11 protein-coding genes are annotated in these 15,226 nt (G+C 67.5%); 10 read left to right on the forward strand and 1 reads right to left on the reverse strand.

Annotation, left to right across the window (positions count from 1 at the left end; genetic code table 11):
- The first annotated feature begins 57 nt into the window (after window positions 1-57).
- The 10 genes from murC (at window position 58) to GIW81_RS14130 (ending at window position 13,375) form a co-directional block, all read left to right on the forward strand.
- A complete protein-coding gene (gene murC / locus GIW81_RS14085; RefSeq protein WP_154740006.1) occupies window positions 58-1,491 on the forward strand; it encodes a UDP-N-acetylmuramate--L-alanine ligase in 1,434 nt (477 codons plus the stop codon).
- A 32-nt stretch (window positions 1,492-1,523) separates the two neighbouring features.
- Complete coding sequence (gene murB / locus GIW81_RS14090) at window positions 1,524-2,489, forward strand: UDP-N-acetylmuramate dehydrogenase (RefSeq protein ID WP_154740007.1); 966 nt, start codon at window positions 1,524-1,526, stop codon at window positions 2,487-2,489.
- Window positions 2,486-3,433, forward strand: coding sequence for a D-alanine--D-alanine ligase (locus tag GIW81_RS14095; protein ID WP_154740008.1), 948 nt, complete (start codon window positions 2,486-2,488; stop codon window positions 3,431-3,433). The genes murB and GIW81_RS14095 overlap by 4 nt, the downstream gene beginning before the upstream one ends.
- Window positions 3,434-3,495: 62 nt before the next feature.
- Window positions 3,496-4,362: a cell division protein FtsQ/DivIB gene (locus tag GIW81_RS14100; protein WP_195930576.1), complete on the forward strand. Its 867-nt coding sequence runs from the start codon at window positions 3,496-3,498 to the stop codon at window positions 4,360-4,362.
- A 16-nt stretch (window positions 4,363-4,378) separates the two neighbouring features.
- Window positions 4,379-5,656, forward strand: a complete 1,278-nt coding sequence (gene ftsA / locus GIW81_RS14105; RefSeq protein ID WP_154740010.1) for a cell division protein FtsA — start codon at window positions 4,379-4,381, stop codon at window positions 5,654-5,656.
- A gap of 49 nt (window positions 5,657-5,705) precedes the next feature.
- Window positions 5,706-7,376 carry a cell division protein FtsZ gene (ftsZ, locus tag GIW81_RS14110; protein ID WP_154740011.1) on the forward strand — a complete coding sequence of 557 codons (1,671 nt, stop codon included), beginning with the start codon at window positions 5,706-5,708 and terminating at the stop codon, window positions 7,374-7,376.
- Window positions 7,377-7,660: 284 nt separating this feature from the next.
- On the forward strand, window positions 7,661-8,602 hold the full coding sequence (gene lpxC, locus GIW81_RS14115) for a UDP-3-O-acyl-N-acetylglucosamine deacetylase (RefSeq protein ID WP_154740012.1): 942 nt from the start codon (window positions 7,661-7,663) through the stop codon (window positions 8,600-8,602).
- Between the two features lie 256 nt (window positions 8,603-8,858).
- Complete coding sequence (locus GIW81_RS14120; protein ID WP_324615041.1) at window positions 8,859-9,830, forward strand: outer membrane protein assembly factor BamD; 972 nt, start codon at window positions 8,859-8,861, stop codon at window positions 9,828-9,830.
- Window positions 9,831-9,917: 87 nt separating this feature from the next.
- Entirely contained in the window at window positions 9,918-12,050 is a 2,133-nt protein-coding gene (gene ligA, locus GIW81_RS14125) for an NAD-dependent DNA ligase LigA (protein ID WP_154740014.1), read from the forward strand.
- Between the two features lie 200 nt (window positions 12,051-12,250).
- Window positions 12,251-13,375, forward strand: coding sequence for a sulfotransferase family protein (locus GIW81_RS14130; RefSeq protein WP_195930577.1), 1,125 nt, complete (start codon window positions 12,251-12,253; stop codon window positions 13,373-13,375).
- A 25-nt stretch (window positions 13,376-13,400) separates the two neighbouring features.
- Here the strand turns inward: GIW81_RS14130 and GIW81_RS14135 are convergent, their stop codons facing one another.
- On the reverse strand, window positions 13,401-15,209 hold the full coding sequence (locus GIW81_RS14135) for an aminopeptidase P family protein (protein ID WP_154740016.1): 1,809 nt from the start codon (window positions 15,207-15,209) through the stop codon (window positions 13,401-13,403).
- Window positions 15,210-15,226 lie beyond the last annotated feature (17 nt).

Raw genomic sequence — 15,226 nt, forward strand, 5'->3', positions numbered from 1 at the left:
AAGCGGGCCACGAAGCTGGCGGCATTGGTCGACGACGAACGGACGAGGGACCACACCATGCAGATGCCCCGTGAGATCGGGACCTTCCACATCATCGGCATCGGCGGCATCGGCATGAGCGCCATCGCCGAAATTCTGCTGGCGAAGGGCTACTCCGTCCAAGGCAGCGACCAGAAGGATTCCGCCAACGTCCGCCGTCTGCGCGCCAAGGGCGTGCGCGTGTTCATCGGCCACGACGCGGTGAACCTCGTCGGCGCCCGCTCGATCGTCATCTCCAGCGCCGTGAAGGCTGGCAACCCCGAGCTCGAGGCGGCCCGCGCCAAAGGCCTGCCCGTCATCCGTCGCGCCGAGATCCTCGCCGAGCTGATGCGTCTTTACTCGACCGTGTCGGTCACCGGCACGCACGGCAAGACGACGACCACCTCGCTCATCGCCCACATCTTCGCCGCCGCCGGCGCCGATCCGACCGTCATCTCCGGCGGCATCATCCAGGAATGGGGCACCAACGCCCGCCTCGGCAAGGGCGAGTGGATGATCGTCGAGGCGGATGAATCCGACGGCACCTTCGTGCGCCTGCCGACGCAGATCGGCCTCGTCACCAACATCGATCCCGAGCACCTCGACTACTTCAAGTCGGTCGAGAACATGCACCGCGAGTTCGAGACCTTCTTCCGCAACATTCCCTTCTACGGCCTCGCCGTTACCTGCACCGACCATCCTGTGGTGCGCGACATGATCGAGCGCCTGGAGCTGCGCCGCGACGGCCGCCGCCTGCTCACCTACGGCACCACGCGCGGCGCCGACCTCCTGCTGCGCGGCCTGACGCAGGACCGCGGCGGCATCGTCATCGACGCCGACTTGGGTCCGCGCGTGAAGGGTGGCGAGCGGCAGATCCGCGGCTGGGCGATTCCGGTCGCGGGCCAGCACAACGCGCTCAACGCACTGGCCGCCATCGCGACGGCGAGTGAAGCCGGCATCCCCGACAATGCCATCCGCGCCGCGCTGTCGACATTCACCGGCGTCAAACGCCGCTTCGAGCTGACCGGAAACTGGAATGGCGCGTCGATCTACGACGACTACGCGCACCATCCGGCCGAGATCGCCGCGGTGATGGCCGCCGCCCGCGCCGGTGCCCGGGGCCGCGTCATTGCCGTGTTCGAGCCCCACCGCTATTCGCGCGTGCACGACCTCTTCGGCGAGTTCTGCGCCTGCTTCAACGAGGCGGACAACGTCATCGTCGGCCCGCTCTACTCGGCCGGCGAGCAGCCGCTGCAGGGCATCGACCAGCACTACATGGCGGAAGGAATCCGCAAGACGGGGCACCCGTCGGCGATCGCCATCGATCACATCCGCGAGCTACCGGGGCTGCTGCGCCGGATGGTGCGTCCCAACGACATGGTGATCTGTCTCGGCGCCGGAACCTCGACCGAGTGGGCGCACGCGCTCCCCGGCTTGCTCGGCGCCGATGAACCGCGCCGCGCCAACGCGTAAGATCGCCCCCATAGCTCCCACGGAGGCGCACGTTGACGTTGCCGGACCTGAGCGCTGACCTCCAAGCCAAGCTGCCTGAGCTGCGCGGACGGATGTCGTCCGGCGCCAAGCTCGCCGACATCACCTGGTTCCGCGTCGGCGGTCCGGCGCAGGCGCTGTTCTCCCCCGCCGACGAGGCTGATCTCGCCTATTTCCTCGCCGGCATCCCAGCCGATCTGCCCGTCACCGTCGTCGGCCTCGGCTCCAATCTTTTGGTGCGCGACGGCGGCGTGCCGGGCGTCGTCATTCGTCTCGGCAAGGGTTTCGCGTCGATTACGCCGGAGCCCGGCAACCGCATCCGCGCCGGCACCGCTGTGCCGGACGTGAAGGTCGCGCGTGCTGCCGCCGACGCCGGCGTCGCCGGTCTCGCCTTCTACCGCGGCATACCCGGATCGATCGGCGGCGCGCTGCGCATGAACGCCGGCGCCCACGGGCGCGAGACCAAGGACGTGCTGATCGAGGCGCGTGCCGTCGACCGCTCCGGCAAAGTCCATGTCCTGTCGCTCACCGACATGGGCTTCACCTACCGCCACAGCGAGGTGCCGGCCGACTGGATCCTCACCGAGGCGCTGTACCAGGGCACCGCCGGCGAGCCTGCCGCCATCTTGAAGGAGATGGACGAGGTCGCCGACTACCGCGAGAAGAACCAGCCGATCCGCGAGCGCACCGGCGGCTCGACCTTTAAGAACCCACCCGGACATAGTGCCTGGAAGCTGATCGACGAGGCCGGCTGCCGTGGCCTTCGCGTCGGCGGTGCCAAGGTCTCCGAGATGCACTGCAACTTCCTCATCAACGACGCCGGCGCCACCGCCGAGGACATCGAGCGTCTCGGCGAGACCGTACGCGCACGCGTCAAGGCGCGCTCCGCCATCTCGCTGCAGTGGGAAATCATCCGCCTCGGCGAGCCGCTCCCCGGCTGCCCGACCGGCGAAGCGCTCGCACAAGCAGAGGTCATATGATCGGAAAGGCGCCGGAGCGCACGCACGGGCATGTCGCCGTGCTCATGGGCGGCTGGTCGGCGGAGCGCGAGGTGAGCCTGCGCTCGGGCGCGGCATGCGCCAAGGCGCTGGAAGGCGAAGGCTACAAGGTGACGACGATCGACGTCGGCCGCGATCTCGCGCAACGTCTGAAGGAAGTGTCGCCCGACGTGTGCTTCAACGCGCTGCACGGCCGCTTCGGCGAGGACGGCTGCGTCCAGGGTCTGCTGGAGTGCCTCGGCATTCCCTACACGCACTCGGGCGTGCTCGCCTCGTCGCTCGCCATGCACAAGGAGCGCGCCAAGGACGTCATGGGGCCGGCCGGCGTGCCGGTCGCCGACGCCGAGGTGGTGACGCGCCGTGACGCCATGAGCCGCCACGTGCTCGCCCCGCCCTATGTCGTAAAGCCCGTCGCGGAAGGCTCGAGCGTCGGCGTCGTCATCGTCGAGGTCGGCGCCAACGGGCCGCCGGCGAAGATCGGCGAGCTGGGCGACCCGGATGACCTCCTGATGGTCGAGCGCTACATCCCTGGCCGCGAGCTGACCTGCGCCGTCATCGGCGACTTCGTCACCGACGTCATCGAGATCAAGCCGCTGAAGGGTCTCGAGTTCTATGACTACGAGGCGAAATACGCTCCGGGCGGGTCGCAGCACGTGCTGCCGGCCGATATTTCACCGGATGTTTACCAATTGGTCCGGAAATACACATTGGCCGCCTGCCGGGCATTGGGATGCCGGGGCGCTGCCAGGGCGGATTTTCGTTACGACGACACGACCGATGGGGCGGCGGAGCTGATCTGCCTCGAGGTCAATACGCAGCCGGGAATGACCGAGACTTCGTTGGTACCCGAGCTGGCGCAGTACGCGGGCTGGTCCTTTGGCGAGCTCGTGCGGTGGTTGGTCGAGGACGCGAGTTGCAACAGGTAGGGGGCGCGACTGAGATCGGGCAGCAGGTGCCAAGGGCACCGGCGCTAGATCCGAATGCGACCTTGTTCTCCACCCTCACCGCTCCCACTCGCGACGAATCCGAAACACCTCAGCCGCTCACCGGTGTGCTTCCGCGCCGTCGCCGCGCCTCCAAGCAGGCCGCCTACGGCCGCCGTCTCGGCGTCGCCGTGTTCACCGGGCTTTCCGGCGCCCTCGCCTTCTCGCTTTTGACCGATGGCGGCAGGCAGACGCGCGCCGTTGCAACGTTCCTCCCCGAGACGCAGCAGGTGCTGCAATGGACGGGACTGCTCGTCGAGCAGGTGACGCTCACCGGCCAGCGCTTCACCGCCGACGCCGACGTGTTCGCCGCCATCGACATCCCCAACACCGGCTCGCTGATCACCTTCGACGCCGCCGCGGCACGCACCCGCATCGAGGCGCTGCCGTGGGTGCAGACGGCCACCATCAGCCGCATCTACCCGGCCTCTCTAGAAGTGCGCATCTCCGAGCGCCGGCCGTCGGCCCTGTGGATCAACAACGGCCGCGAGTATCTCGTCGACGGTTCCGGGCGCGTCCTCTCGCCCCTCAAGTCCGGGACCAACGTGAAGCTGCCGCGCCTGTCCGGTGCCGGTGCGCCCGAGCAGGCGCAGGCGCTGCTCGAGCTCATCGTGCGCTTCCCACGCATTGCCGAGCGCTTCGAGATGGCCGAGCGCGTCGGCGGCCGCCGCTGGACGCTGCACCTGAAGGACGGCGTCGTCGTGCATCTGGGCTCCGACCGCGAGGCCCGTGCCTTTGCCGCGCTGTCGTCGCCCGACGAGCTCGGCAACCTGCTCACGTCCCGCAATCTTGTCGTCGACCTGCGCTCGCGCGGCCGCGTCACCGTGCGCCCCGCGTCGCAGCAAACCGCCACCAATCAAACGCAGAGTTAGGTCGAGGAAAGCCCCCATGCTGAGCCGCGACAGAGTTGACGCCAGAAACGCCGAGATCGTCGGCCTGCTCGACATCGGAACGAGCAAGGTCGCGTGCATCATCGCCGCGCTCGATGCGCCCGAGCATCCGGGAAGCGGACGTCGCGTGCGGGTCCTCGGCATCGGGCACCTGCGCTCGCGCGGCCTCAAGGCCGGTGTCATCACCGATCTCGCCGAGGCGGAGACTACCGTACGCGCCGCCATCGCCCAGGCGGAGCGGATGGCGCACCTGACGCTGGAGGAGGTATTCGTCTCCGTTTCCTGCGGACGCCTGCAGTCGTCGAACTTCGGCGCCAGCGTCGACGTCCCTGGCGGCGTGGTCCGCGCCGACGACATCGACCGCCTGATGGCCGGCGGCCACGCCTACGCCGAGCGCGAGGGGCGCACGCTGATCCACCTCAATCGGATCGGCTACCGCGTCGACGGCGTCGCCGGGGCGCACGATCCGCGCGGCATGGCAGCCTCGCACCTGGCGGCCGATCTGCACACCGTCGCCGCCGACGAGGCGCCGGTCCGCAACCTGATGTTGGTCGTGGAGCGCTGCTACCTCAACGTGCGTGCCTTGATTGCTACGCCCTACGCTAGCGCGCTGGCGACGACGACCGAGGAGGAACGCCGCCTCGGCGTCACCTGCATCGACATTGGCGGCGGCACGGCAACCGCCGCGGCGTTCGCCGACGGCCACTTCGTGCATGCCGCGACCGTGCCGGTCGGCGGGCACCACATCACCATGGATATCGCCCAAGCCTTGCAGACACCACTTGCGGAGGCTGAGCGAATCAAGACGCTATACGGCACGTTGGTCGTCGCTCAGTCCGACGAGTATGAAACCTTCCCCTATGCCTTGTCGGGCGAGGAGGAAGGGGCGCGCGGGGAGGCGACGAAGGCGCAGCTTGCAGGGGTCATTCGTCCGCGTGTGGCGGGTATTCTCGGCATGGTGCGCGAGCGCATGGAAAAGGCCGGCGTCTCGGCCTTTGCCGGCGAGCGGGTGGTCCTGACGGGTGGCGCGAGCGCGCTCGTCGGCTTCGGCGAATTCGCCGCCAACACGCTCGGCAAGCCGGCGCGCGTTGCCCGGCCGCAGGCGCCGGTAGGGCTGCCGCAGGGGGTGTCTAGTCCGGCGTTCGCGACCGTTGCGGGTTTGCTCGCGGTGGCAGCGTCGGGAAGCGGTGAGGTGCCGGCGTTGCGGAGCCGCGATGGGTTTGGCGGCGGCTACTTGGAACGCGTCGGCGAGTGGTTGAAGACAGGCTTCGCGTAATTCACAAGCCCGAAACGGGCTCGGTCGGGGTGCAAGGAGCGCGGACGCGATGAGCATTAAGCTGCAGCTTCCAAAGCTTACCGACCTTAGACCACGCATCAACGTCATCGGCGTCGGCGGCGCAGGCTGCAACGCCATCAACAACATGATCTCCGCCGGCTTGAACGGCGTCGAGTTCGTGGTCGCCAACACCGACGCGCAAGCGCTCGCCACCTCGAGCGCCGAGCATCGCCTGCAGCTCGGCGTCAACCTGACCGAGGGTCTCGGCGCCGGCTCGAAGCCGGAGATCGGCGAGGCCGCGGCGGAAGAGGCGATCAACGAGATCCGCGCCCAGATCGCCGGCTCGCACATGGTGTTCATCGCCGCCGGCATGGGCGGCGGCACCGGCACCGGCGCCGCCGCGGTGATCGCCCGCGCCGCCAAGGAGCTCGGCATCCTCACGGTCGGCATCGTCACGAAGCCGTTCCACTTCGAGGGCGCGCGCCGCATGCGCATCGCCGAGGTCGGTATCGGCGAGATCCGCAAGCACGTCGACACGCTGATCGTCATCCCCAATCAGAACCTCTTCCGCGTCGCCAACGAGAAGACGACTTTCGCCGAGGCCTTCGTCCTCGCCGACCAGGTCCTCTATTCGGGCGTCGCCTGCATCGTCGACCTGATCATCAAGGAAGGCCTGATCAACCTCGACTTCGCCGACGTCCGCACCGTGATGAGCGGCATGGGGTCGGCCGTCATGGGCACCGGCGAAGCCTCGGGCGAGAATCGCGCCTCGGTCGCCGCCGAGGAGGCGATCGCCAATCCGCTGCTCGACGACGTCTCGCTCAAGGGTGCCCGCGGACTGCTGCTCTCGATCACCGGCGGCCGCGATCTCACCCTCTACGAGGTGGACGAGGCCGCAAGCCGCGTGCGCCAGGAAGTCGATCCGGAAGCCAACATCATCGTCGGCGCCACCTTCGACGAAACGCTCGGCGACCGCGTGCGCGTGTCGATCGTCGCGTCGGGCATGATGCGCCAGGGCGAGCTGGCGCCGATGCCGGCCCACGGCGATCCGCGCCAGCGTGCGGCCCGTGCTCCCGCGCAGATGCCACCGCAAGCGCCGCGTCATCAGGAGATGCAACGCAACTATGCGCCGCCTCCGCCGCCGCAGCAGGACGAGGATATGCAGCGCCGCCTGAGCGAAGCGATCGGCTCGGAAGGCGACGCACATGAGCGGCAAGGGTCGCGCGAGGTCTGGCGCGCGCCCGGCAACGTCGTCATCGAGGAAGGTTTCGCGCACATGCAGTGGGCGGGCCGTCCGCAGGGACCAGCCGCGCCAACCGCGGAGTCCGCCAATCAGCCGACCGGGCACTTTATCCCGGCACCGCCCGCCGAATTGCGCCGCGGCGCGCGCCGCATGCCCGAAGTAGGCGACTTCCCGCCGGTCGCGCAGCGCGAATACCGCGCCAAGGCGGGACACGCGGCGCCGTCCAACCCGCCGCAGCCGCCCCAGCAGCCGTCGCCTGAGGGCGGCCAGCGGCGCGGCATCCTCCAGCGGATCATCAGTCGGGCGCGTGGCGAAGACATGGAAGACCCGCCGACGAGCAATGCCGCACCCGATCCGCGTCGCATGTCGAACTCGTCGTCGGACGACTGGTGGGCCGCCGAGCGTGATTCGCAGAGGCAGGACGACCAGGACGACAGGGCCCCCCTGCCGGAGTTCTTCAACAGGCAGAGCAAGTAGCGCCCCCCACTGCGAAAAAGCGCAGTAAAATGGGCTAAAAGCGGCCTGTACCCCCGCGGTAACACATCGTAAGAAACCGTGATTTGGCTGTCCCGCTAGGCTCAGCGTATCGTTCGATTGTTAACGACAGCGTTCGCTAAGTCCCTGCACTACCAAGGGCGCAGCTCGAAACGACGCCCCGGCAAGTTAACGGTTATCGCGATTTGGGACGCGAACAATGTTGGGGGTGGTGGTCGCCAGGACACACTGGCTGATCGCCGAAGGTCATCGAGGGACGGGCGCATATGTCGAATCGATTCATCGGCGCGCGACAAACCACGATCGCGCGCGAGATCGAGGTGACAGGGACGGGGGTCCACAGCGGAGCGCCAGTTTCGGTTATTCTGCATCCTGCAGCTGCCGACACTGGGCTCCGTTTTCTTGTCACCAAACGCGGTCGCGTGGTCGCGGAAATTCCTGCCAGCGTCGATTACGTAAAGAACCTGACGCTGTGCACAGTCATCGGTAATGATGCCGGCATCACTGTCGGCACCATCGAGCATCTCCTCTCCGCCCTGCGCGGTCTCGCCGTCGACAACTGCATCATCGAGATCGACAGCAAGGAAGTGCCGATCATGGACGGGAGCGCTGCTCCCTTCGTTGATCTGATAGACGAGGCAGGCATCCGCGAGCTCGCGGCGCCTCGCCGCTACATCAAGGTACTGAAGCCCATCCGCGTGCAGGAAGGCGAGAGCTGGGGCGAGCTTGTTCCCCACTCCGGTTTCCACCTCGACGTCGAAATCGACTTCCCGACGCCGCTGATCGGCAAGCAGCGCCTTTCCTTCGAGATGAGCCCGGGTGTGTTCCGCACCGAAATCTGCCGGGCCCGCACCTTCGGCTTCATGAGCGACGTCGAGAGACTCTGGAAAGCCGGTCTCGCGCTCGGAGCCAACCTCACCAACACCATCGCCATCGGCGACAACAAGATCATGAACCGCGAAGGCCTGCGCTATCCGCAGGAGTTCGTGCGCCACAAGATCCTGGACGCCGTGGGCGACTTGGCGCTGGCCGGCAAGCCGCTGCTCGCCGCCTACCGCTCGGTGAAGGGCGGCCACCGCATGAACTCGCTGGTGGTGCAGGCCCTCCTCGCCGACACCGACGCCTGGACCGTCGTGCAGGGCCCGCGGGTACGCGAGACCAAGCCGCAGGTCGACCTCTCGGCTTACGCTATCGCCGCCGGGGAATAAGGCTAAAAGAATCGCTCGGCAAATGCGCGCGGCCCTCTCGGGCCGCGTTGCCGTTTTGGGCAGCGGCGCGCCGGTCACACACCGTCTCAGGAAGCGCTCCTAGTCCCATAACAACCATAATCATCGCCTAGCCGAGAGGGCGGTGTACGAGCGATTGGCCGCGGTATCGCGGCCAGCGTAGTATGTGCTAGGGGTGGTTCGACGCGTGAGGTCTCGGGGGCCGCGAGCGTCCAACGAAAGCAGGCGGATGCCGCACGTGGGGAAAGTCAAAGCCGGCTCGATTTCGCGCCACGCTGCCAAGGTGCTCGCGCTGTGCGCCCTCGCCGGGCTGCTGGCCGCATGCGCCTCCAACGATGCCGTCCGCGCCCTCAATCCAGATCCGCCGAGCAAGATGTTCGCCGACGCCGACGCGCTGCAGGCGAAGGGCAATTTCGAGGACGCCGCCAAGAAATTCGAGGACGTCGACCGCGAGCATCCGTACTCGCCCGAGGCGCGCCGCGCCATCGTCATGGCCGCCTACGCCTACTACAAGGCCGGCAAGCTGCCCGAGGCCATCGCCTCGGCCGAGCGCTACACGACGATGCACCCCGGCACCAAGGAAGCGCCGCTCGCCCACCACATCATCGCGCAGTCCTACTTCGAGGAGATGAAGCAGCCGGACCGCGACCAGGATGCCACGCGCAAGGCGCTCGCCCAGCTCAGGACGCTGAAGACGCGCTACCCGGACAGCACCTACGCCCAGAAGGCCGACAACCAGATCCGCCTGTGCGAGGACACGCTCGCCGCGCAGGAGATGAACGTCGGCCGTTACTACATGGACAAGGGCAACCAGATCGCCGCCATCAACCGCTTCAAGACGGTCGTGACCGAGTACCAGACCACCGCGCACGTCGAGGAGGCGCTCTACCGCCTGACCGCCGCCTACCTGTCGCTGGGCATCGCGCCCGAGGCGCAGAACGCCACCGCCGTGCTGGGGCACAACTTCCCCAACTCGCAGTGGTACAAGGACTCTTACGCGCTGCTGCAGAAGCAGGGTCTGATGCCGCAGGTCAGCCAAGGCTCGTGGATGACCGACGTCCTGCAGGGTCCTGCAAAAAAGGCCCCGCCGCCGCCGCCAGCGGCCACCAAGCCCGCGCCGGCCGCGCCCGCCGCCCCCGATTGGCCGGCGGCGACCACCACTCCGAAGGGACCGGTACCGCCGTCCTCGCTCGGCGGCCCGCAGTCCTGACGTGACGCGGGCCAGCGCCGCCGCGAAGCTGTGCGTGAGCGCTGGCCGCGGTTTGCCTCAGCGTCCGCATCCGATATTTCTGGCGGCATGAGCGACAAGGACCCCAGCGAGAAGCCGGTCGACGCGCTGAAGCGGGCCGAGGCCGAGGCCGAACTGAAGCGCCTGGCCGGCCTCATCCGCCACCACGACGAGCTCTACTACCGCCAGGATGCGCCGGAGGTCTCCGACGCCGAGTACGACGCCCTGCGCCGGCGCAACAACGCCATCGAGGCGCTCTTCCCCAAGCTCGTCCGGCCAGACAGTCCGTCGAAGCGCGTCGGCGCGCCTGCGGTGGAGGGCTTCGGCAAAATCAAGCACCGCGTGCCGATGCTGTCGCTCGGCAACGCCTTCGATGCCGAGGACGTCGCCGATTTCGTCCAGCGCGTGCACCGTTTCCTCAAGCTCGGCGAAGACGCCCCGCTGGCCTTCATGGCCGAGCCGAAGATCGACGGCCTGTCGATCTCGCTGCGCTATCAGGACGGCACGCTCGTCGAGGCGGCGACCCGTGGCGACGGCGCCGAAGGCGAGAATGTCACCAAGAACGTGCTGACCATCCGCGAGATCCCGCACCAGTTGAAGGGCAAGAAGATCCCCGAAATCATCGACGTGCGCGGCGAGATCTACATGACGCGCGACGACTTCGCACGCCTCAACGAGAAGCAGGCGGCGAGCGGGGCCAAGGTGTTCGCCAACCCGCGCAACTCCGCTGCCGGCTCGCTGCGCCAGCTCGATACGTCGATCACCGCGTCGCGGCCCTTGCGCTTCTTCGCCTACGCCTGGGGCGAGGCGTCCTCGCTGCCCGCTGATACGCAGTCGGGTGTCGACGAGGCATTCGCCAAATGGGGGCTGCCGGTCAACAAGGCGGCGCGCGTCTGCAATGGCACGGATGAGCTCATCGCCTACTACGAGGAGCTGGCCGAGAACCGGGCGAAGCTGCCCTATGATATCGACGGCGTCGTCTACAAGGTGAACCGTCTCGATTTGCAGGAGCGCTTGGGCTTCGTTTCGCGCTCGCCGCGCTGGGCCATTGCCCACAAGTTCCCCGCGCGGCAGGCGATGACCGTTCTCAACGGCATCGACATTCAGGTCGGTCGCACCGGCGCGCTTACCCCCGTCGCCCGCCTAGAGCCGGTGACCGTCGGCGGCGTCGTCGTCACCAACGCCACGCTGCACAACGAGGACGAGATCGCCCGCAAGGACGTGCGCATCGGCGACACGGTGATCCTGCAGCGCGCCGGCGACGTCATCCCGCAGATCGTCGGGGTCGTCGCCGACAAGCGGCCGAAGGGAGCCAAACCGTACAAATTTCCCGTGCTCTGTCCGGCGTGCGGCAGCCACGCGGTGCGCGAGGTCGACGAGAAGACGGGCAAGGTCGATGTCGTGCGCCGCTGCACCGGCGGCCTCATCTGCCCGGCGCAGCGCGTCGAGCGCCTCAAGCATTTCGTCTCCCGCAACGCCTTCGACATCGAGGGGCTCGGCGAGAAGAACATCCAGGCGTTCTACGACGACGGCCTCATCCAGTCGCCGGACGACATCTTCACGCTGGCTGCTCGCGACGCTCGCTCCGTGAAGCGCCTGGAGGAGCGGGAGGGATGGGGGCCGCAGTCGGCGACCAAGCTGTTCAACGCCATCGCCGCCCGCCGCACCATCGCGCTCGACCGCTTCATCTATGCGCTCGGCATCCGCCACGTCGGCGAGACGACCGCCAAGCTGCTCGCCCGCTTCTATGGCTCGATCGAACACTTCCGTCAGTCGATGATCGATGCCGCGGCCGGCAAGGACAGCGAGGCGTTCAAGGAGCTCGACAACATCGAGGGCATCGGCGAGGTGGTGGCCGAGGCCATCGCCGACTTTTTCGGCGAGCCGCACAACGTCAGGGTTGTCGACGAGCTCCTGAGGGAAGTGGCCCCGCAGCCACTCGAGGCGGTCGATTCGACCTCCGCGGTCGCCGGCAAGACGGTCGTCTTCACCGGCACCCTCACCCTCCTGACGCGCGGCGAGGCTAAGGCCCAAGCCGAACGCCTGGGGGCGAAAGTCGCGGGTTCGGTATCGAAAAAGACCGATTACGTCGTCGCGGGCGCCGATGCCGGCTCCAAGCTCTCCAAGGCACGCGAACTTGGGGTCGCCATACTCGACGAGGAACAATGGTTGCAATTGACCGGGGTGGCCGATCGCGGCTAGTTGCCAGCTAGTATTACCGCGCCAAGTCCCTACTTAGCGGGGGGACATCGCGCCAACGACAGGGAGCCACAATGCTGAGGAGACGCCGCCTATCGTCCGGGATACGCCTCGGGCCTCCGCTCCCCTTCCGCCTCCTCAACACCCTGGGCCCTTTGGTTAAATCCCTCGGGCTATGGCCGCGAGTCGACGTTGACCGGCAGATGCGCGCCACCGAGAAGAAGTACAAGCGCAACAATTGGACGCCGGAGCTCAAGCGGGCGCTGCCGCCGCGCGCCGAAGGCTTCAACAGCCAGGACGCCGACCTGTCGCTGTTCGGCGCGCTCGTCATTCGCGGCCAGTTCCTGAAGAGCATGGACAACGCGCTGGCGCTCGAGGATCTCATCGCCCGCTACCCGCAGATCCTCGATGAAAAGATCCGCCGCCCGCTGTTCGTGCTCGGTCTCGCCCGTACGGGCACGACCCTCCTGCAGCGGCTGCTGTCGCTGCATTCCGGCGCCCGCTACCTGCCGTTCTGGGAGGGCTACACGCCCTATCCGCGCCAGGTCGGCAATCACCAGGGCGGCAAAGACGGCCGCTACCGCGAAGCCAAGAACCGCCTCAAGCTGCTGAATTGGGTGGGGGAGGAGTTCAACAAGATCCATCCCATCGCGATCGACGATCCGGAGGAGTGCTATCACCTCTTCCGCAACCACTTCCTCGTGCCGCCCGGCTTCGACTTCGCCAACGTCCCGAGCTACTGGCGTTGGTGGGATGATCGCGCCCACGCCGACTGCTACCGCATGCACAAGCGGCAGCTACAGGCGCTGCAATGGCTCAACCCCAACCAGCATTGGGTGCTGAAGTGCCCCAACCACCTGTCGGGCCTGAAGCACCTGCTGGAGACGTACCCCGACGCGCGCATCGTCAATACGCATCGCGATCCGCTGAAGACCGTGCCGTCCTTGTGCAGTCTCACAGCCGTGATGTGGGGCATGACCTCCGATAAGAACGATTTGCCCACCATCGCCGAGTTCGTTCTCGACCTTGCCGAGAACTGCGAGGCCGCCGGGCGCGCGGCGATGCACGTCGTTCCCCGCGATCAGATACTGCATGTCGAGTATGACGAGCTGGTGCGCGATCCTGCGGCGATGGCAGTGTCGATCTACGAGCGCTTCGGCTATCCGGCCGATGCTTCGCTGAAAGCGCGCATGAGCAAGTGGCTGGCTGAGAACCCCAGCGACAAGCACGGCAAGCACACCTACGCGCTGGAGGATTTCGGCCTGACGCCGGAGATCATTCGGAAGCGCCTTGCTGTGCCGCCAGTTCGCTCCGCCGCCGGCGCGTGACGTACGGCTTGAAAGCGCGTGGCGGCTACAGTGGTGCGGTGGCGGCCTGCAGCCAGCCGCGCGCCTCGTCGTCGAGCTCGGGGCCGAGCGCCGCGGCGACGTGTGCGTGATAGGCATCGAGCCACGCCACGTCGTCGGGCGAAAGCATTTCCTTCACGATCAGCCGCCGGTCGATCGGCGCCAGTGTCAGCGTCTCGAAGCCCATCGTCTCGCGGTCGGCGCCCGGCATTTTCTCCAGATCGGTGACCAGCACCAGGTTCTCGATGCGAATGCCGTAGGCGCCTTCTTTGTAATACCCCGGCTCGTTGGAAATGATCATGCCGGGCTCCAGCACTGCCATTCCGGCGCGCGAGATCGACTGCGGCCCTTCGTGCACCGAGAGGTAGCTGCCGATGCCGTGGCCGGTGCCATGGTCGTAGTCCAGCCCCGCTTGCCACAGTGCGCGGCGCGCGAACGGATCGAGATCGATACCGCGCGTGCCCTTGGGGAAGCGCGCCGACGCGACGGCGATATGCCCCTTCAACACCAGCGTGAAGCGCTCGCGCATCTCCGTTGTCGGCTTGCCGATGGCGACCGTGCGCGTGATGTCGGTGGTGCCGTCGAGATACTGGGCGCCGCTGTCGATCAGGAACAGCTCGCCTGGCTTGAGCTTGCGGTTGGTCGCCTCCGAGACCCGGTAGTGGACGATGGCGCCGTTGGGGCCGCTACCGGAGATGGTGTCGAACGAGATTTCGCGCAGCTGGTTGGTCGCACGGCGGAATCCCTCCAGCCGCCGCACCGCCTCGATCTCGTCGAGCGTGTCGGCCGCCGCCGTGTCGAGCCAGGCGAGGAAGCGGGTGATGGCCACGCCGTCGCGCAGATGCGCCGCGCGGGCGCCCTTGATCTCCGCCGCGTTCTTGATCGCCTTCATGGCGATGCTCGGATCGCCGCCGCGCACCGTGCTCTTGGGCCCGAGCGTGCGGGCAAACCAGTACCCCGCCGCGCCTGGATCGATGCGCACACGCTTGCCCGCCTTGCGCAGCGCCTTGAGCCGCGCCGCCAGCCCCTCCGGCGCGCTGATCTTGGCGAACGTCTCGAGCTCTTTGCGAACCGCCGGCTCCAGCTTCTCGGCGCCGACGAACAGCTCCGGCTTGCCCGTCGCCGGGACGATCGCGAACGCCAGCGCCACCGGGGTATGCGGGATGTCGGAGCCGCGGATGTTGAACGTCCAGGCGACGCTGTCGGACAGCGTCAGCACCACCGCGTCCTGCTTGTCGGTCTTCAAGGCCTTCTGAATGTCGGCGATCTTCTCCTGCGCCGCGCGGCCCGCGAATTTCAGCGGGTGCAGCGCGACCGGGTTCTTCGGCGCCGGCGGGCGCGCGCGCCCCCAGACGCGGTCGACGAGGTTGCGGTTCGTCGGCACCAGCTTGATGCCGTGCGGCTTCAGCGCCGCCGTGAGCCGCTCCACCTCGGCCACCGTATGCAGCCGCGGATCGAACCCGATCCGGTGCCCGCGCGAGGCATGCTCGGCCAGCCAATCGCCGAGCTTGGCGCGCGGGACGCTCGATACCTCGATCAGCCCCGGCTCGACCTCGGCCCGCGCCTGCACCGTGTAGCGGCCGTCGGCGAACAGCGTCGCCGTCTTCTTGCCGATGACCGCCAGCCCGGCCGAGCCGGTGAAACCGGTGATGAACTTGAGCCGCGCCGCGGACTCCGGCACGTACTCGCCCTGGAACTCGTCGGCGCGCGGCACGAGATAGGCGTCGAGCTTCGCGGCCGCCATCAGGCGGCGCAGCTCCTTCAGGCGAGCTGGTGTGGCGCCGCGCTCCGCCTGGTTTTCGAAGGTCTGAAACATGGCAGCTTGTTTAAGCG

Source organism: Hyphomicrobium album (assembly GCF_009708035.1).
Lineage (GTDB): Bacteria > Pseudomonadota > Alphaproteobacteria > Rhizobiales > Hyphomicrobiaceae > Hyphomicrobium_A > Hyphomicrobium_A album.